The sequence below is a fragment of the Brackiella oedipodis DSM 13743 genome (assembly GCF_000621025.1).
Lineage (GTDB): Bacteria > Pseudomonadota > Gammaproteobacteria > Burkholderiales > Burkholderiaceae_B > Oligella > Oligella oedipodis.
Genome location: NZ_KK211205.1, coordinates 92,531 through 110,501, shown reverse-complemented (window position 1 = coordinate 110,501; position 17,971 = coordinate 92,531). Strand labels below are relative to the sequence as shown.

Annotated in this window: 17 protein-coding genes; 5 read left to right on the top strand and 12 right to left on the bottom strand. The window is 47.5% G+C overall.

Annotation, left to right across the window (positions count from 1 at the left end):
- Window positions 1-11 precede the first annotated feature (11 nt).
- The 3 genes from Q335_RS0103845 to Q335_RS0103835 all read right to left on the bottom strand — a co-directional run bounded on the left by Q335_RS0103845 (window position 12) and on the right by Q335_RS0103835 (window position 1,784).
- Window positions 12-482, bottom strand: coding sequence for a hypothetical protein (locus Q335_RS0103845; RefSeq protein ID WP_028357507.1), 471 nt, complete (start codon window positions 480-482; stop codon window positions 12-14).
- Window positions 483-572: 90 nt separating this feature from the next.
- Entirely contained in the window at window positions 573-1,439 is an 867-nt protein-coding gene (locus Q335_RS09145; RefSeq protein ID WP_051532281.1) for an EcsC family protein, read from the bottom strand.
- Window positions 1,440-1,496: 57 nt separating this feature from the next.
- The gene (locus Q335_RS0103835) at window positions 1,497-1,784 is read right to left on the bottom strand and encodes a hypothetical protein (RefSeq protein ID WP_028357506.1); all 288 of its coding nucleotides are present in this window, start codon (window positions 1,782-1,784) and stop codon (window positions 1,497-1,499) included.
- A 334-nt stretch (window positions 1,785-2,118) separates the two neighbouring features.
- Between Q335_RS0103835 and Q335_RS0103830 the strand changes: the two genes are divergently transcribed.
- Both Q335_RS0103830 and ung read left to right on the top strand, forming a co-directional pair.
- Window positions 2,119-3,432 (top strand): MFS transporter, encoded by a 1,314-nt coding sequence (locus Q335_RS0103830; protein ID WP_028357505.1) that lies wholly within the window; start codon window positions 2,119-2,121, stop codon window positions 3,430-3,432.
- 114 nt (window positions 3,433-3,546) lie between these two features.
- Window positions 3,547-4,212, top strand: a complete 666-nt coding sequence (gene ung, locus Q335_RS0103825; RefSeq protein ID WP_425393508.1) for a uracil-DNA glycosylase — start codon at window positions 3,547-3,549, stop codon at window positions 4,210-4,212.
- A 110-nt stretch (window positions 4,213-4,322) separates the two neighbouring features.
- Here the strand turns inward: ung and Q335_RS0103820 are convergent, their stop codons facing one another.
- From Q335_RS0103820 to yghU, 4 genes are all read right to left on the bottom strand, one after another.
- Window positions 4,323-4,628, bottom strand: a complete 306-nt coding sequence (locus Q335_RS0103820) for a chaperone modulator CbpM (RefSeq protein ID WP_028357503.1) — start codon at window positions 4,626-4,628, stop codon at window positions 4,323-4,325.
- 2 nt (window positions 4,629-4,630) lie between these two features.
- A complete protein-coding gene (locus Q335_RS0103815; protein ID WP_028357502.1) occupies window positions 4,631-5,581 on the bottom strand; it encodes a DnaJ C-terminal domain-containing protein in 951 nt (316 codons plus the stop codon).
- Window positions 5,582-5,696: 115 nt separating this feature from the next.
- A complete protein-coding gene (locus Q335_RS0103810; protein WP_028357501.1) occupies window positions 5,697-6,641 on the bottom strand; it encodes a Dyp-type peroxidase in 945 nt (314 codons plus the stop codon).
- Between the two features lie 118 nt (window positions 6,642-6,759).
- Complete coding sequence (gene yghU, locus Q335_RS0103805; RefSeq protein ID WP_028357500.1) at window positions 6,760-7,611, bottom strand: glutathione-dependent disulfide-bond oxidoreductase; 852 nt, start codon at window positions 7,609-7,611, stop codon at window positions 6,760-6,762.
- Between the two features lie 146 nt (window positions 7,612-7,757).
- On the opposite strand from yghU, the gene Q335_RS0103800 reads away from it, so the two are divergent.
- Window positions 7,758-8,846 carry a metallophosphoesterase gene (locus Q335_RS0103800; RefSeq protein ID WP_028357499.1) on the top strand — a complete coding sequence of 363 codons (1,089 nt, stop codon included), beginning with the start codon at window positions 7,758-7,760 and terminating at the stop codon, window positions 8,844-8,846.
- A gap of 53 nt (window positions 8,847-8,899) precedes the next feature.
- Window positions 8,900-9,538, top strand: coding sequence for a hypothetical protein (locus Q335_RS0103795; RefSeq protein WP_028357498.1), 639 nt, complete (start codon window positions 8,900-8,902; stop codon window positions 9,536-9,538).
- Window positions 9,539-9,612: 74 nt separating this feature from the next.
- Here Q335_RS0103795 and brnQ read toward each other — a convergent pair whose 3' ends face one another.
- Window positions 9,613-10,971 carry a branched-chain amino acid transport system II carrier protein gene (brnQ, locus tag Q335_RS0103790; RefSeq protein ID WP_051532280.1) on the bottom strand — a complete coding sequence of 453 codons (1,359 nt, stop codon included), beginning with the start codon at window positions 10,969-10,971 and terminating at the stop codon, window positions 9,613-9,615.
- A 268-nt stretch (window positions 10,972-11,239) separates the two neighbouring features.
- On the opposite strand from brnQ, the gene Q335_RS0103785 reads away from it, so the two are divergent.
- Entirely contained in the window at window positions 11,240-12,073 is an 834-nt protein-coding gene (locus Q335_RS0103785) for a thioesterase family protein (protein ID WP_028357496.1), read from the top strand.
- Between the two features lie 238 nt (window positions 12,074-12,311).
- On the opposite strand, the gene Q335_RS0103780 is transcribed toward Q335_RS0103785, so the two are convergent.
- The 4 genes from Q335_RS0103780 to Q335_RS0103765 all read right to left on the bottom strand — a co-directional run bounded on the left by Q335_RS0103780 (window position 12,312) and on the right by Q335_RS0103765 (window position 17,795).
- Window positions 12,312-13,691 carry an alanine/glycine:cation symporter family protein gene (locus tag Q335_RS0103780; protein ID WP_028357495.1) on the bottom strand — a complete coding sequence of 460 codons (1,380 nt, stop codon included), beginning with the start codon at window positions 13,689-13,691 and terminating at the stop codon, window positions 12,312-12,314.
- 259 nt (window positions 13,692-13,950) lie between these two features.
- On the bottom strand, window positions 13,951-15,006 hold the full coding sequence (locus Q335_RS0103775) for an NAD(P)H-dependent flavin oxidoreductase (protein WP_051532279.1): 1,056 nt from the start codon (window positions 15,004-15,006) through the stop codon (window positions 13,951-13,953).
- Between the two features lie 149 nt (window positions 15,007-15,155).
- Window positions 15,156-16,142, bottom strand: coding sequence for a lipoyl synthase (gene lipA / locus Q335_RS0103770; protein ID WP_425393506.1), 987 nt, complete (start codon window positions 16,140-16,142; stop codon window positions 15,156-15,158).
- A gap of 195 nt (window positions 16,143-16,337) precedes the next feature.
- On the bottom strand, window positions 16,338-17,795 hold the full coding sequence (locus tag Q335_RS0103765) for an aldehyde dehydrogenase family protein (protein ID WP_028357492.1): 1,458 nt from the start codon (window positions 17,793-17,795) through the stop codon (window positions 16,338-16,340).
- Between the last annotated feature and the right edge of the window lie 176 nt (window positions 17,796-17,971).

The window sequence follows — 17,971 nt, the reverse complement described above, 5'->3', positions numbered from 1 at the left end:
GTTTGAAATGACTAGTGTTGGGTTTGTCTCTTAATTTGTTTGAGGCTATCGATAAATTCTTGCAGATTATGTGCGGCGGCACGACGACAAATTTCGTGTTTTTCGGCACTCGAAGCTTGGCGCAAATTGTTTTCAATTTCGCCATGGGCTTTTTTGAGATCCGGCAGTTGGTTGAGGATCTTAAAGTTGGTCTGTAAGCGATCAACAATATAACTGGCCTCTTCGGCATTGACTTTATTGGTCAAGACCAGGGTTTGCTCGATTTTTTGGCGCGCCTCATCCATGGTTGGGTGTGATCCCACATGCTCACACGCTTGTGCAACCGCAAACACCACCGTGCCTTTTTGTTCGGCCTGACGATAGACATGAATCTGTTTTTCTTGGTCCGATTCTGTGCTATTGAATGAACTATGTTGACAAGCCCCCAATAAAACTGTCAGTCCTAGTAGGCTGGCTCGACTCAATCGCCCTGCTATGGTCATACTTCCCCCCTGAGAATTAATTTAATAGACGTCAGTATAGTCTGTTCTAGCAAGCCTGACCTACTTGCTGAGAGTGCTTAACAATTTTAACTAGACTTTTGGCTGCGTATTGGGTAGGGCCGCGCTAGGCTCCGCAGAGGCCAGAGACCCTCCCCGTCGCAAAATGTCTTCGTACACGTGGCGGACTTCTTCTGTGCCGTATTTTAGTTCGAGTCGCTTCACAATAAAGTGCCCCTTGGCCATGTTCTGGTAAAAGCGCAAGAATAAAGCGTTCAGGGAAGCGCCCGCCGCCGCACCGAGCACGGGCACGAGCTGAGCCGCCATTTTCTCGGAGATGACGATGCCAAAGCGTTGCGCAATGGTATCTATAAACCGCGCTAATAATTTGCTCGCACTGCTCGGTATATTTAAACCGCCCGCGCCTTGCGTGACAAGTTTAGAGAGTTCCTTCGTCGTCATATTCGTGATTTGTGCCAATCCCGTGCGTGTGAGGTAGTAGCCTGACTCAGCATTATCGTCATGTTCGCTATAATTGCCTTTGAAGCTAAACACCTCTATGCAACTGAGTCGGGTCTCAGGGTCCTTGACAGAAAACCCCTCACTGCGTGCAATATCCATAATCGAGCGCATGATAATGGTTGTGGTCAGAGGCAACTCGACCGTCAAGCCTGAAAAACCAAAAAAACCACCGACAGCCCCCGATAAGCCTGCAGCGACTAGATGACTTTTATTGGCGCTTTTAGTGTTGCCCTCTTTGAGGGTGCCACTGGCAGCCTCAACGGTTTTGTATAAGACCTTACTGATCGCCTTGTTGACCGTGCCTTGGGCACTCTTGGGCACATACTTCATAAAGTAATCAACCGGTTTTCCCACTACATGGCTAATTTGCGTAGTGATGGATGGCGTCTCTAGTAAGCGGACGGCCAGTTCTAAATCCTTGAGGTCTTGGGGCTGCATCTTGAGGGGACTCCTATGGAGCGATTGAAGTGATAAGTGACGCCAGTATAGACGATCTTAGTTGCTGCGCTTGAGGGTCTTGAAATAACATTGCTTGATACTTTGCATGCCCACATCAATCAGCGCCTTACTCGGTCCTTGTTGATCCATCAGGCTAAGATCATCATCACTAAAACGTTTGGAAATGCGTTCAAACGCACATTCGCACATCTCTTGATTGACACCTTTGGCCGTACAACCAGTGACAAATTTAGCCTGCAATCGCTGATGCTCTTCACTGCTACCTGAGCAAGCGACCAAAGCCACGGTTGCACTGCCAATCATCATGATTGTTTTGATGTTCATAAATTTGAACCTGTAAGCGAGGGGATGCATTCATTATAAACATATAAACACCATGCTTAGCAAAACCACTAGCGCTGTCCGCGCTCCTGACCGGATTTACCGCATTTGGATTGATTTAAGTCAATCGCTGACGACGGTTTAATTTTGCTTGCTGAGGCTCTCGCAAAGCAGCGCCACGATTCAGTCTTAACCCGAATTGTCAGAATTTGCGATGCCCCATAGAATGGATGGATCCCTCTGCGCAATCACCACTGCGTATTCAAGCATGATATCGAGCATTCTAGCGACGCTAATTGCGTTTAGAAATGCGCAAACTTGATCTAAAGGTGAGTCTATGAGCCCAGTCGCAACAAGCAACGCTAGCCAAGTTAAGATGGCACGCAAAGCGGGCTTCGCTTCATTTATTGGTACCGCGATTGAATGGTATGACTTTTATGCCTATAGCACGGCCGCGGCCTTGGTATTTGGGCAGTTATTTTTTCCCTCTGAAGACCCCACGACGGGCACGCTGGCGTCGTTTGCCGCGTTTTGGGTCGGCTTTTTGGCACGCCCTTTAGGGGGCGTGGTTTTCGGTCATTTAGGTGACAAGATTGGCCGCAAAAAAACTCTGATCATCACGCTAATGATCATGGGCATCTGCACGACGGCGATTGGCTTGTTACCCACCTACCAACAGATTGGTATTGCCGCACCCATTTTGTTAGTCACCTTACGTATTATTCAAGGGTTTGCTGTGGGTGGCGAATGGGGTGGCGCCGTGGCCTTAGCGGCCGAACATGCCCCCAAAGGTAAGGACTTAATCTATTCCGCGTTTGCGCAACAGGGTTCTCCAGCCGGTAATTTACTCTCAACAGCTGTGTTTTTTGTGTTTTCTTATTTGGCTCCCGAGGCCTTTTTAGATTGGGGTTGGCGCGTGCCGTTTTTGCTTTCTGCACTCTTAATTATTGTCGGCCTATGGGTTCGAATGGGAGTCGAAGAATCGCCCACGATCAAGCAAATGCAAGCACAAAACACCGTGCTCGAAGTGCCTATCACACAACTTTTACGACACCACCGCAAAATGCTCATGCTCGGCGTAGGGGCTTGCGTTATCGGTGTTTCCGCCATGTATTTTAAGAGCACTTTTGCACTCTCCTGGGCCGTCAATGAAATGCATATTTCGCGCTCACAATTTCTGGGCTTTTTAACCATCGGTATTGTGGTGCAGTTATTCTTTCAACCTTTGGGCGCGCTGATTGCCAGTCGCATCGACCTAAAAAAGGCCATTATTTGGATTCTTACCCCCGAGATTGTGCTCTTACCCCTCATGTTTTTAGCGATCGCCAGCAAACAATCGGGACTCATTATTGCTTGCATTTGCTTGGCGACATTACCGCATAGTATGTATTACTCTTTTTTAGGCGGTATTTTGGTGCGCGCTTTCCCACCGCAAGTGCGCTACACCGGGATCTCTTTGTGCTATCAACTCTGTGGCATGATATTTGGTGGTTCCACGCCTTTATTGGCGCAATTTTTGTTAAACAAAAGCGGCAGTATCATCGCGGTCATCGCCTTAGCTATTGTGCATATCCTGCTGAGTATGGGTTGCGCGGTGGCCGTCGTCACTCGCTATGAACGGCAGCAGCGCTTGCGTACGCACACGGTATAATGGGCTTTTGCTAGGCTAGCGGATATCAGGCAGGCTTGCCGCCCTACCTAAGTGGTAGGGCCAGCACAACTTAGTATCTATGTGTCCTTTTAGGTATAACGTCAGGATCAAAAAATGATGGCAACGTGGAGTGATGTACTCGGTGCACAAAAACAGCAACCGTATTTCAAAGAAATTTTGCACAGAGTGCAGCAAGCACGGGCGCAAGGCCACATCATCTTTCCTGCTAATGCCGAGATATTTAATGCCTTCAAAAGCACGGCTTTTGCCGATGTCAAAGTAGTCATCCTAGGCCAAGATCCCTATCATGGCCCTAATCAAGCCCATGGTTTGGCCTTTTCAGTTCAAAAGCCAACGCCCATTCCACCGTCTTTACGCAATATTTATAAAGAATTGCAAACCGATATTCAAGGTTTTGTGCCCCCCTCACATGGCGATTTGCAAGAATGGGCGCAGCAAGGGGTGTTTTTACTGAATACCGTGCTGACGGTACAACAAGGCAAGGCGCATTCACATGCCGATTGGGGCTGGGAGCACTTCACCGATGTGGTAATTCGGCAGCTTAACGAACACCGAGAGCATTTAGTCTTCATGCTGTGGGGCGCACATGCTCAAAAAAAAGGCGCCTTTATTGATCGCCAACGCCACTTAGTGCTTACCAGCACGCATCCTTCGCCGTTATCAGCGCACCGAGGCTTTTTGGGTTGTCGCCATTTTTCAAAAGCTAATCAATACTTAATACAGCAAGGTAAGACGCCCATTAATTGGCAAATTCACTAAGCCTTCTAGCACGCTTGAGCCGCATGCATACAGCCAAGAAAAAGGGCGCATGCCCCAGTCACCTCTGGAAAACTGCGCCCTACTGTGAGACTCCGTCTACGGCTTAACATCTAACCTAAGCGAATTTGACGCTGCAGCTCTTCGATTCGATCGAGCAATTGCAACACCAGTGACAAGCCATCACCCTGGAGCTCAAAGTCATCGCGCAAACGTCGCGCCTTGGTGGCGGTCACCATGCATTCGCTATAAAACACATAAGGACTTTCGCTTTGTTTAGTGTCCACCATGGGTAAAACGCCCGCGTCGGCTAAGCTAATGACCTCGGGCTCGGTCAAACCAGAAACTTCTACAATATGTTGTAGGCTACACACTTGATCTTGGTTGAGCCAAATCGCTTCGGTGCTAATTTGTGTCATTGTTATACTCCTGCGAAATAAGATTTGCGGGGGTCAAAGTCTGAGACTTGTGCCAATTGCTGCATTAATTCTTTTTCTTTGTCGCTGAGTTTGGCAGAGACCTGGATGCTAATTTCTAGGATAAGATCGCCTTGTTGACCTTTGACAGAAGGCATACCGCGTTTGGCCAAACGCATCTTACGACCCGCTGTGGTACCCGATGGGATATTCACCTCTACTCGGCCGCCTAGGGTAGGCACTTGTACGGTCGTACCTAGCGTGGCTTCCCATGGGCTAAGCGGCACTTTCATCGTGAGATTTAAACCATCGACTTTGTAGTGCGGATGCTTTTGCATACGCAAAATCACAAACAAATCGCCAGCGGGTGCACCATGTAAGCCCTCACCCCCTTTACCTGCTAAGCGTAAACGTTGGCCGTCTGCGGCGCCTTTAGGGATTTTGACTTGGAAGGTTTTTTGTTGGCGTTTGGGCATACCCTGCTCATCATAGGATGGAATCTGCACCGTAAATTCGGTGCTCGCGCCGTGATAAGCTTGCTCCAGCGTAATCGGCAATTCAAATTCAAAGGTTTCACCGCGTTGTGGGGCTTGTCTAAATCCAGAATGGCTGCTAAAACTACCTTGGCGACCACCCCCAAAAGCGGCAAAAATATCTGCCAGGTCCACATCCTCAAAACCGCCTTGAGAGCTTTTATAAAATTGCTGCCATTGATGCGGTGGCACAAAATCCTCACCCTCGGCATGCTGACCTAGATTGTCATAGGCAGCTCTTTTTTCGGGGTCTTTAAGGGTGGCATAAGCCTCGGCGACCTTTTTGAACTTTTCTTCGGCATCAGGCTCTTTGGAGACATCGGGGTGATATTTATGGGCCAAGTTACGATAGGCTTTTTTAATATCGGCTTCTGAGGCATCCCGAGGTACGCCTAGGACCTCATAAAAATCAACATATTTCATACGCAATCCAATATTAAATTCATAGTCAGTATTTATTTCAGATACAAAGTATGTAAGTCTGAAACCTTGATTTTCAAGCCTATAGGCGCTGTAACGCCACTAGCCAGCCGCCGCCTTAATCAATGCTACCGTCAGCCATTGCTCCCAGTGTCTCTTTACTTGGTACAAAAAACAAGGTTCCGGTCACTGCCGTGCTGTATTCCAATAATTTGTCGTGGCTCGCTTTATCATTGCCCTGAAACATATGTCGTAGCATTTGGTGAACGGTGGAAAAGTGCTTGGAATAAGAAATGAAAAAAGTCCCGTATTGGTTTTTGGAGGGTTCGGCAAAAATCACATTGGCACGCAAGATGTCTAGTTCATTGCCCTCATCGTCATAAGCCTTGGAAATTTCGACGTGAGCACTCGGTTTTTTGTTAGTAAGTTGCATGTCATTAAACTTATGGCGACCGATGATTTCTTCTTGTTGCTCAACGCTTAAGGTCTCCCAACCTTGCATATCATGCAGGTATTTTTGGGTAAACATATAACTACCGTTTTTGTAATCAGGATCCTCATCACCAATCAAAGCCGCCTCACAGGCATCATCATCTTGGGGGTTGGCCGTACCATCGACAAAGCCAATAATACTGCGTCCGTCTTGGTAGCCAAAACCATGAATTTCATAGACGGACTCAGTAATATCACCTAAAAAAACCATATATTGTTTGAGGGCTTCATAACAAATATCGGTATTGCGAGCACGCAAGTGTACAAAAATATCACCCTCTGTGGCTGGCGCAGTAAAGCGTGGCCCCTGGATAGGTTCAAAGGTCACTAATTCTTTTGGCGGTGTAGTATTGGGAAAAAACATATCCCAACAATGCCGACTCAGTGCCACTGAGCTTTTGAATTCGTCCTTATCAAAGCGCAATTTAATACTATTGTTAATTTCAGTCAGATTGCCACAGAAGTCACGAAACGCCTCCAGGGCTTTTTCGACCTCGATATCGGGGCGGATCTTAAGATTGACAAAAAAAACGTTTTTACCGGGTTTATTGAGAACATCCTGAATTAACATGTTTTTCCTTGAATGGCTGTAAGACGGTGTTAAGCCGTGCTGACAAATGTACTAAAACGCCTGTGACGCTTCAGATATGCCACAGGCGTGTAGCTTTATATTATTTTATATTATGCGCTTATTTGAGCAGTGCATCAAAATCCGAGGCCGAGTGACGCTCAGCTAATTGCTTGCCTTCAGGGGCATTGAGATTATTGACCATTCGGCCTCTGATCACCGCTGGCCGTTGCGCAATTTGTTTGGCCCAGCGACCTAAATTGGCATAAGAACCAATATTTAAAAAGGTCGCGGCTCCCTCGTAGATTTGGTTCAGTGCCAAGGCACCATACCACGGGAAACAAGCAATATCGGCGATACTGTATTCGGTCCCAGCCAAGTACGGATGCTTACCGAGTTGCTGATCGAGCACGTCTAATTGTCGTTTGACTTCCATGGTATAGCGGTCAATAGGATATTTAAAATGCTCTGGCGCATAGGCAAAGAAATGACCAAAACCACCACCTAGCAAGGGCGCCGCCGCCATTTGCCAAAATAACCAATTTAAACACTCGGTGCGCTTAGCATGATCAGTTGGAATCAATTGCTTGAATTTGTCTGCTAAATACAAGAGGATAGCGCCAGATTCAAACACACGCACTGGCGTTTCATCACTGCGGTCAAGCATAGCGGGGATTTTGGAGTTTGGGTTAATATCTACAAACCCCGAACCGAATTGCTCACCATCGATTTTGATCAGCCAGGCATCGTATTCCGCCTCTTGCACCCCCAACGCCAACAACTCTTCGAGCATGATCGTTACTTTTTGACCATTTGGCGTTGCTAAGGAGTACAGTTGCAGAGGATGCTTACCGACGGGTAATTGCTTCTCAAAGCGAGCGCCTGCCGTAGGGCGATTAATGTTGGCAAATTTACCGCCATTGCCCTGCTCCCATTGCCATACTTTAGGTAGTTCATAATTTTCTTCAGCCATATTGCTCTCCGATCGTTAGCTTTTGTTACTGCTACTCTTTGTAGTTTAAAGGAGGTGGTAAGGCTTTTCAAACTGAGCCTTAGCAGAATGGTTTGATGTTATAGACCACGCCCGCAAAATAGGTACTTGCTTTTATAATTTAGCCTATGAAACGAATTTTGTTATTGATTGTCATGCTCTGCCTGAGCCAATTATTTATTATGCTCAGCGCCTGGGGCTTGTATGAATATGGCCGCGGTTTTTTTCCACAGCTACACGCGGGTTATTTCTTGGTCACCTGCTTCGTATTAGCCGATGGATTTTTATTGGCTTTGTTTAAGTTACCGCGGCATTGGCGTTTTAAATTATTGATTAGTTTTATGGTGGCCATTTTTTATGGCAGTTTATTTACCTTACTGGGCGCCACCTTAGCGACTATGTTTAGCTGGCTCACGGACAAGGCTACGGCTGAAAGCGCCGTACGCTTTTTTATACCTGTCTTTATGCTGGTACTTGTCGCCTACGGTTTGTGGAGCGCCTACTGCCCCAAAATCGTGCGTTATTCAATCAAATTACAAAAACCCATGCCGCAAGCCGTGCATATTGCGTTTTTGAGTGACACGCATTTTGGCTATTTAATTGGGCATCGACACATTAAATGGCTCCAAAAAGCCATCCAAGCCGAAAGCCCTGATTTAATCTTGCATGGTGGTGATTTTATGGCCGACACCTCGCGGGTGTATGAACGTCGCCATATGGCCAAAGCGCTCCGCCAGGTGCAAGCCCCCTTGGGAAAATATGCCATTTTAGGCAACCACGATGTCTATCAAGGTCAGCAAACGCTTTTTCAAAAAGATATCGAAGCCGCCGGTTTTGTGTGTTTACGCGATGAAACCATTAATATTCAGGGTGAAATGCTGTTAACAGGCCGCAAGGATTTGGCCGAAACGCGCTTGGCCGCCAAAGACTGCATTAAGCACGCGCTGCTGCCGGTAGTGGTGTTGGATCATCAACCCGAAGGCGCCAAAGCCATTGCACAACAAGGCGCTGATCTCATCTTGGCCGGTCATACGCATAATGGTCAATTATTTCCGGGGACGGCTCTATTGCCGCTTTTTCAGAAATACACGTATGGGCACTACTTTATTAAAGGCTCACAACTCATCGTCTCTGCAGGGTTAGGCCTTTGGGGCTTACCATTCAGAATAGGAACACGTGCCGAACTGGTCATCATCGAGCTCAGCGGTAGCCTATAAACTGCACACTTTTCCATACTTTCAAACACCTCCGTTAAAAGACAAAAACTACTATGACGCCTCTTCATCTGCCTTACTGGAAATGTTTTCTTGCCTATTTTGTAACATTTTTGTTGTTATTTTTGGGCTATGCCGCTTTGATTTATTTTAGTGGCGGTGTTACCGCCGTCACAGGCACTCAATTGAGTGTCGGCACCTTATGGCGCTTTATGATGGTGGGCTTTATGGTCTTAATCCCACCATTTTTAGTCATGAGTGCCGTGTGCTTTTTTGTGGCACAGGCCTGCGCCTTCAAACAATTTCTTAGGGTGATGACGCTTTTTAGCCCCTTTTATCTGTTTATTATTCAACCTGTGAGAGCGACCTATTTCGGTAATGCTAGTGTCCATGGTTTTGCGAGTGCCCTGATTGTGTTCTTACCGGTGATCGTATTGGGCTTTATGTGGTGCTTTTATCGCACTGGTTTTGCACAGGCCAAACGTATCCTGTGGCTGCTCACCGCTGTTTTAGTGCTCATGCTACTGGCTACCTGGCTGCTCAATGTCGATTTTTGGATCATGCCATGGGGCGAATGGTTGAGTGAGGTTTTCTGGGTGCAGCTACTCAATGCTATCTGGTTGATCGTGCCATTCCTCATACTGCAATATTTGATACTGAGTCTCGCCGCCAAACCTTATCGTCAACAACAATAAAAATGCCGTTATCGCTGAATGAAATTAACGATAACGGCCATTGACTCGTCTAGAACTACGCGAATGTTAAGGTACTAGGCCTGTATACGTTGTGGAAAGATCGTGCTCAATGCCAAGCCAAGCACAAAACCCACAGCGGCAGGCACAATCCATCCTAAACCGATGCCATACCATGGTAACCATTGGTCAATACTGGCGGCAAAGGCATCTGGATTCTCGGCTAATGCGGCTTTGTAGGCATCGAGTAAACCGACCACGAGCGTCAGACTCAAAGAGCACACATAGACCGCGCGGCGACCTCCAAAGACTTTATTAAAGAAAGCCAAAATAATCAAAACAATCGAGAGCGGATACAATAACATTAGTACCGGAATGGATAAGCTAATAATGCCTGACAAACCGTAATTGGCAAAAGCGCAAGAAATAAGCGTAAATAAGAACACATAATTACGATAAGACATTTGCGGTAATAAGCGATGGAAGAACTCAGCATTCGCCGTGATCAAACCAATAGCGGTACTCAAGCACGCCAATAAAATAATCACAAATAATAAGACATTACCGTAGGTGCCCCAATAATAATATGTGATCTTGGCAAGGACATCGGCACCATTGTCTAGCATGCCGAGCTCGGCGACACTATTGGCCCCCATATAAGCCACAGCAGCATAAACAAGCCCTAGAATTACAGCAGCAATGACGCCTGCGCCCATCGTAAAGCGCATAAGTGAGGAGGTCTCTTTGAGGCCGGCTTCACGTAAGGCGCCAATCACAATAATAGCAAACACTAAGGCGGCCAGGCCGTCCATGGTGTTGTAACCCTCTAGGAACCCCGTGACCCAAGGCGTCGCACTATAGCTCTTAGTGGCTTCTTGGAGGCTGCCCATCGGAGAAACTAAGGTGGTCACCACGAGCGCGATAATACATATTAATAGGACTGGCGTCAGGATCTTACCGATGCGATCAATCAATTTGCTTGGACTTAGGGAGAACCAGCAAGCAATTGCAAAGAAAACGATGGAAAAGATCAATAAATAAGCCGCTGAGTGCTCGGCTTCATGACCAATACCGACATTGATAAGAATCGGTTTGACGCCCATCTCGTAGGCTACAGTCGCCGTACGCGGCGTTGCAAACAGAGGCCCGATACTCAGATAAAGGGCGCTAGCAAATAAAACGCCATAGACGGGATGAAAGCGGGAAGCCAACACGCGCACGTCACGGACCTTGGAGAAACCAATGACAGCGACCCCTAATAATGGCAATCCCGCTCCAGTGATAACAAAGCCGAGCACGGCTGAGCTGACGTTTTGGCCGGCTTGTTGCCCCATCAACGCTGGGAAAATCAAGTTACCGGCGCCAAAAAACAAGGCAAATAACATTAAGCCCGTCGCCAAAAATAACACCAAAGGTGAAGAGTTATTAGATTTCATATTGTGTTCCAATATTATGTTGATGTGTCTTGTTAGGCGCTCATTAAAATTTAGAATTGCTTATGCTCGATGACAAGGCACATTTAGGGCAATCAGTGATGGGCAACAAACTAAGGTTTAACCCGATTGCTGTAGATCAGCATTTACGCTATAACAAGTGTAAATAATAGTAACTAAATTGTAAGAGCTGTGCACCTAGTTATAACCCTCAGACGCAATTTGTTTACAAATCGATCTATTTTCCCGCAAATTCCAGTGATTTTACGCTATGACAGACGCTTACTACGAACTCAAAGATCGTCAAACCTTGTCTAATGGTGCCGTGGTGGCCACCTATCAACCTACTCTTCATGCCCAAGGGGCTTGGCAAGAGACAGAACAGCATATGGCGCCAGCAACCGGCATTATTTGTCATGAGTTAGACATATTTCAGCCACAGGATCACCTTCGCATCGGTCGCGTGAGTCTCGATATTTGGGGCATGATTTACCTCGATGAATTTACCGTAACCACACAAATAGAGCGGCCTGGCCGCACCATACAATTACTCAAATCAGAGCTTAAGGCCAAAAATCGAACCTGTATTGTGGCCTATACCTGGCGCATGGTGACCACTGATAGCTCATCAGTCATGGGTCTAGAAGACCAACCGATTCCAAGCCCAGAAGCCTTCCCTACTTGGACTGGCATGCGCACCTGGCAAGGTGGGTATATACGCTCTGTCACCGCCAAAAAATCACCAGAGAGTCGCAACGGCGCTGGGATTGTCTGGCTCAGCAACTCATTAGATATGGTCAAGGGCGAACCCACCAGCGATTTTTGTCGTCTCATGGGCATGGTCGACACTTCTAATGGCATTGTGACCCGCGAACCCTTGGGTGAATTCAAATGGATGTTCCCAAATGTCGATCTACAAATCCATTTATTTAGAGCGCCTCAAGGTCATTGGCTGGGTCTCGAAACCACACAACAATTTGGCCCAGACGGTATTGGTTTAACCAGCTCAGTTTTGCACGATACACACGGACCTTTTGGTCGAAGCGAGCAAATTCTGACGGTTCGTCCCATCCCTGAAGGCTTCAAACAAATCAAACATGATTAATAAGCGCTTCTAAATTTCTGTAAGCCTCCCTAAAGTTCTCAAGGCTTTTTTCTAAGCATCGATAAGCATCAGCTAGACACTTCATCGGTCGCAGGTGCTCCTCCGAGTCACCCGCCTAGTCAATGAGGCAAGGACTAGTTGCCATTAAAAAAGGGTAAATGCACAGTTGCTGGCATTTACCCTTTTCCCCTTTTGTGTTCCAGTGCCGCAGCACTGTCCCCCTATTTAAGTGGTTGTATTAAGGAAGCTCACCTGATTTGCGTCGAGCGCGGAAGTCACGGGTTTCTTTGACCACAACACCTGACAAGACCAGCAAGCCGATCAAGTTAGGCACCGCCATCAAACCGTTGAAGGTATCGGAGAGATTCCACACCAGATCCAAACTCACAACGGCGCCCAAATATACGGTGATGATATAAACCACTCGATAAGGCAAAATGCCTTTTTCGCCAAACAAGTAGGCGACACATTTTTCACCGTAATAAGCCCAACCCAAAATGGTAGAGTAGGCAAAGAAAATCAAACCAAAGGTGATGAGATGACGTCCACCCATAGGCAATAGTTCATCAAAAGCAAACGCCGTCAATGCCGCACCGGATAAATCGCCAATTTCTGAGGTGGAACTGCTATTGAGAGCCATCACCAACACAATACCCGTAATGGAACACACGCAAATTGTGTCTAAAAAGGTACCCGTCATGGACACCAAGGCTTGACGCACAGGGTGGTCGGTTTTGGCAGCCGCGGCGGCAATTGGCGCCGAACCCATACCTGCCTCATTTGAGAATACGCCACGAGCCACACCATAGCGAATCACCGTAAAGATGGCGCCGCCCGCCACCGCCTGACCTGTGAAAGCGTCATGGAAGATAGTGCGAATCGCCGGAACGAATAAATCACCATTGACAATAATGATCACAATACCGCCCACCACATAAACAACGGCCATGACAGGCACAATGAAGGAAGCCGCTGTTGAGATACTTTTGATGCCACCGATCACCACAATGGCGGTCAACACGGCCACGACAGCGCCCGTCACCCAGGTTTGTACGTTCCAGCTTTGGGCCATGGCTTGGGCCATTGAGTTAGACTGCACAGAACTACCAATACCAAAGGAAGCGACAATCGCGAAAATGGCGAATAAAATACCGAGGATACGACCGATGCTTTTGTTCTTGATGCCGTTTTGAAGGTAGTACATTGGGCCACCAGACATCTCCCCTTTGGAGTTGGTGGTGCGGTATTTGACCGCTAACACACCCTCTGCATATTTGGTCGCCATCCCAAAAAAAGCACTTAACCACATCCAGAAAATAGCGCCTGGGCCGCCAACCACAATGGCCGTCGCCACCCCCGCAATATTACCGGTACCAATCGTGGCCGATAAGGCCGTCATCAAGGCAGCAAAATGCGATACATCGCCCTCATGATCGGTGCCATCGTCTTTTTTGGGATGTGGAAAAAATGCCAACTTGAGGGCGTAAGGCAACATCCAAATTTGCATAAAGGCAAGGCGGATGGTTAATAAAATACCGGTGCCAACCAGCAGACCTAACATCCACGGTCCCCAGACAGCGCCGTTGACTGAATTCACAATACTTTCAAATGTTTCCATATTATCTTTCCTTGACGGTTCTGTTCGATTGTCTCAAACGTTTCTATTTGTAGCCTGATGTAAACAAAAAAACAATACGGGTTATTGATAAGAGGAAAGATACTAATTCCTGTGAATACACCCAATAATTCATTAGAAAAGCGCAGATGAAGGGAGTTTAGTGGCTAATAAAAACAATAGGCCGCCAATGCGTTCGGCGGCCTTATCAATTATTTTGAAAAAACGGCTTGATTAGAATGCTTATATATAATTTTATTGATTACCAACCGGCTTCTTGCACTAATTGTTGCACTAATTCTGTGGCGGGCAAAGTACGTACCTGCGCTGCACCTTGTCCGGCCCAAAACGCTCCATAGTCATGCACACCCTGCTGGCTGGCAAGGGCGTTTAGCTGTTTACTGGCATCATACACGCAGGGGTAACCGGGCAAAGTCGGTGCTTGTGCTGCAAGCTGGGTCAGCGTATTCGGGATACCGCGAGCAGGCCGCCCAGAAATCATCTCAGTCACTACAGTATGTTGAGCCGCCGCACTGTTAAGTGCCTTTCTGTAAGCGTCGTTGGCATTGCTTTCTGGACACGCCACAAACGCTGTACCCATTTGTACCGCGGCGGCCCCTAATTGCAGCACGGCCTGGATACTGTCTCCAGTCATAATGCCTCCAGCAGCAATAATGGGCAATTTGCAATGGCGCACTAGGGTTTCGACCAGTGCCAGCGTGCCCATACAATCGTCCTGTTGCGGATTAAAGACACCACGATGACCACCGGCCTCGTAGCCTTGCGCCACTACATAATCCATGCCAGCGGCTTGTGCTTGCAGGGCTTCTTCTAGGTTTGTGGCGCAAGCCACCAATAGAATCCCAGCCTCATGCAGGCGCTTAATCGCCTGCTCATTGGGCAAACCAAAATGAAAACTCGCTACAGTAGGTTTAAATTCCAACAATAACTCTAACTGCCAGTCACAACTATTAAAGCTCTCATAAATGCAGTTGAGTTGCTTCGGTACTTGGCCACCTGCCTGCTCGTAGTAAGGAGCTAAAAATGCCAACCATGCTTGCTCTTTGGCGTCATCTCGAACAGGGTCTTGGTGACAAAAAAAGTTTAGATTAACTGTCCTCACTCCCTGCGCTTGCAGCACTTGTAATTGCTTCTGGCAGGCCGCTTGATTGAGTGCGCCCAAGCCCAGGCTACCCAGGGCCCCCGCCCGATGGACGGCTAGCGCCAATTCTGGCGTCGTAGTGCCTGTCATCGGCGCTTGAATAATGGGATATTGAATACCAAATGCTTGAATTAGAGATTGGCTAGCGGCGTTCATATTGTCTCCTTGCGATGGCTAATAGTTATTGCCTCAGTATATTCGTTGTAGAAGCAAAAAAACCAGTAATCCGTGATTACTGGTTTTTTGGTTTGTCGAGGTGACGACTAGTGATAAGTAGTAGTGCGTGAAGTTAAAGCCAAAAAAGCCTAGGCCGATTGCGCTAAACCCGCTTGATGTGCTTGTTCATCGGCATGATAAGAAGAACGCACCATGGCACCCACAGCCGCGTGAGTAAAGCCCATGTCGTAGGCCTTTTGCTCAAACATTTTGAAGGTCTCTGGCGTTACATAGCGTTGTACTGGCAAGTGGTGAGCTGAGGGTTGTAAATATTGACCAATCGTCAACATATCAATGTCGTGCGCACGCATATCGCGCATGACTTCTAGAATTTCTTCGTCAGACTCTCCCAAACCGACCATTAGACCTGATTTGGTGGGTACGTCTGGATACATGGCTTTGAAGTCCTTGAGCAATTTAAGCGAATGCTCATAATTAGCCCCTGGACGCGCTTGTTTGTAGAGACGTGGCACAGTTTCCAGGTTATGGTTCATGACATCCGGTAAGCCTTCGGCAAAGATCTTGAGGGCTTTTTCGAGACGCCCCCTAAAGTCAGGCACCAACACTTCGACCTGTGTGAAGTATGAACGCTCACGAATCTCGTTAATACAATTGACAAAATGCATGGCACCACCATCGCGCAAATCATCACGATCGACGGAGGTTACCACCACATAACGTAAGCCCATCGCGGCAATGGATTTAGCAAGATTACGTGGTTCGTTTTCGTCGAGTGGATCTGGACGGCCGTGGCCGACATCACAGAACGGGCAACGACGTGTACATTTGTCACCCATAATCATGAAAGTGGCGGTCCCTTTACCGAAACACTCGCCAATATTTGGACAAGACGCTTCTTCACAGACGGTCACCATATTATTGGCACGTAAAATCTCTTTGATTTTTTTGAACTGAGAATTGACAGGAGCCGCTTTGACACGAATCCAATCAGGCTTTTTGAGTTTTTCGGTTTGGATGACCTTAATTGGAATACGAGAGACCTTATCGTAGGATTTTTGTTTTTTGGTGGCGTCGTATTGAGTGTCTTTAGCAATAGGGGCTGTTTCAGTGTTCACTGCGATAACCTTTGAGTTGTCATTAAATAATTACTAAGATTGCCTTCTATTGTAACGCTAAAGTCACGGTTCTTTAGCTAAAACCCCGTTGGAGGCTCAGACTAGAATACCTTAGCGGCACTAAGGGGCTGCTTCACACAGCCCCTTGAGCGCCAACCTTAGCACTCAAGGTTGAGTACTAAAGCATTGAGGCAATTAGGTGTTAGAGGCCTCTGACCAGCCAGAAATGAATTTGCTGTTCATGAAGCTCTTGAGGCCATAAATACCCCCTTCGCGGGCATGACCAGATTCCTTGATACCCCCAAAAGCGGAGCCATCAGCGCGTGATTTACCGTTGGTTTCTACCATACCGGATTGCACAGCACGAGAGAGGCGACGGCGACGATCGACATCACGAGTTTGGATGTAATTGGTTAAACCATACACCGTATCGTTGGCAATTTGTACGGCCTCTTCTTCTGAGTCAAATGGAATAATAGAAAGGACTGGGCCAAAGATTTCTTGGCGAGCAATCGTCATGTCATTATTAACGTCCGCAAACACGGTAGGACGCACAAAGTAGCCTTTGTCCTTGCCTTCTGGTTTGCCAGTACCGCCAATAACTAAGCGCGCGCCCTCATCGATACCTTTTTGGATGAGATCTTGGATTTTTTGCCATTGTTGCTCTGAAACGACGGGACCAATGTGGTTGCCTTCTTTGGCAGCGTCGTCGACTTGAGTTTGCTCAGCCACTTGTTTGGCAATTTCGATGGCTTTGTCATAGAAAGAACGTTCAACCAACATACGGGTTGGCGCATTACATGACTGTCCAGAGTTATTGAAGCAGTGAATGACGCTGCGTTTGACAGCTTCTTCACCCGCATCGGCAAAGACTAAATTCGCACCTTTACCGCCTAATTCAAGCTCGACTTTTTTGATGGTGTCGGCGGCACTCTTGGTGATTTGACGACCAGCACGTGTCGAACCCGTAAATGACACCATGGCGACGTCTGGATGACTCGTTAAGCGAGAACCCACACCGGCACCATCACCATTGACCAGATTGAAAACACCAGCTGGCAGACCAGCCTGATCAATGACCTCGGCCACGATCATGGCGTTGATTGGAGCAATCTCGCTCGGCTTAAGCACCACCGTATCACCCGCAAGAATCGCCGGGATAATTTTTAGGAAGATTTGGTTCAGCGGCCAGTTCCATGGTGTGATAGCGGCGACTACGCCTACAGGCTCCCAAGCGACGACGGTGTCATCGGTTTTGTCGTTAAGTGGTTCTACGAACTTGAAGCCCTCAAAGGCGTTGATGAAATTTTCCATGTGTTTGAGGCCGACTGGCGCTTGGGCGGTATTTGCCAGTTTGATCGGGGCACCCATCTCGGCACTCACGGCTTCGGCAACATCACCCACACGTTGTTTATAGGCGTCATAGATTTTTTTGACAAACGCTAAGCGCTCTTGTGGCTCCGTAGCGGACCATTTAGGCAAGGCGGCTTTAGCGGCGGCGACGGCCTTGTCGGCATCTTCGGTGCTACCCAAGGTGATGACCGCAATGCTTTCTTCGGTGGATGGATTGATCACCTCAAGGTCTTTGCCATTGCTGGATTCGACCCATTGACCATTAATGTAAAACTTTCGTAAGTCTTTTAGTTCGCTCATAAGTTGTCCCTTAGAAATTGTTGTAAGAATCGTATTTGCGATACAAGCAAGTTTAAATTGTAGGACAAAATCAGATTTTGCACTTGCATTGCACAACAAACGCTTGGATTGTCGTTAGAGCGACTAGCGTGTGGTAACCACTAGTCTATTACTAAAAAGCTTATCTGAAAGAGCTG

Bases quoted from the DNA above. Each gene is read 5' to 3' on its own strand.
- Q335_RS0103800 (WP_028357499.1), top strand. From the start codon at position 7,758: ATGAAACGAATTTTGTTATTGATTGTCATGCTCTGCCTGAGCCAATTA.
- Q335_RS0103795 (WP_028357498.1), top strand. From the start codon at position 8,900: ATGACGCCTCTTCATCTGCCTTACTGGAAATGTTTTCTTGCCTATTTT.
- Q335_RS0103775 (WP_051532279.1), bottom strand. From the start codon at position 15,006: ATGAACGCCGCTAGCCAATCTCTAATTCAAGCATTTGGTATTCAATAT.
- ung (WP_425393508.1), top strand. From the start codon at position 3,547: ATGATGGCAACGTGGAGTGATGTACTCGGTGCACAAAAACAGCAACCG.
- Q335_RS0103780 (WP_028357495.1), bottom strand. From the start codon at position 13,691: ATGGAAACATTTGAAAGTATTGTGAATTCAGTCAACGGCGCTGTCTGG.
- brnQ (WP_051532280.1), bottom strand. From the start codon at position 10,971: ATGAAATCTAATAACTCTTCACCTTTGGTGTTATTTTTGGCGACGGGC.
- Q335_RS0103815 (WP_028357502.1), bottom strand. From the start codon at position 5,581: ATGAAATATGTTGATTTTTATGAGGTCCTAGGCGTACCTCGGGATGCC.
- Q335_RS0103785 (WP_028357496.1), top strand. From the start codon at position 11,240: ATGACAGACGCTTACTACGAACTCAAAGATCGTCAAACCTTGTCTAAT.
- Q335_RS0103765 (WP_028357492.1), bottom strand. From the start codon at position 17,795: ATGAGCGAACTAAAAGACTTACGAAAGTTTTACATTAATGGTCAATGG.
- yghU (WP_028357500.1), bottom strand. From the start codon at position 7,611: ATGGCTGAAGAAAATTATGAACTACCTAAAGTATGGCAATGGGAGCAG.
- Q335_RS09145 (WP_051532281.1), bottom strand. From the start codon at position 1,439: ATGCAGCCCCAAGACCTCAAGGATTTAGAACTGGCCGTCCGCTTACTA.
- Q335_RS0103820 (WP_028357503.1), bottom strand. From the start codon at position 4,628: ATGACACAAATTAGCACCGAAGCGATTTGGCTCAACCAAGATCAAGTG.
- Q335_RS0103845 (WP_028357507.1), bottom strand. From the start codon at position 482: ATGACCATAGCAGGGCGATTGAGTCGAGCCAGCCTACTAGGACTGACA.
- Q335_RS0103830 (WP_028357505.1), top strand. From the start codon at position 2,119: ATGAGCCCAGTCGCAACAAGCAACGCTAGCCAAGTTAAGATGGCACGC.
- Q335_RS0103810 (WP_028357501.1), bottom strand. From the start codon at position 6,641: ATGTTAATTCAGGATGTTCTCAATAAACCCGGTAAAAACGTTTTTTTT.
- Q335_RS0103835 (WP_028357506.1), bottom strand. From the start codon at position 1,784: ATGAACATCAAAACAATCATGATGATTGGCAGTGCAACCGTGGCTTTG.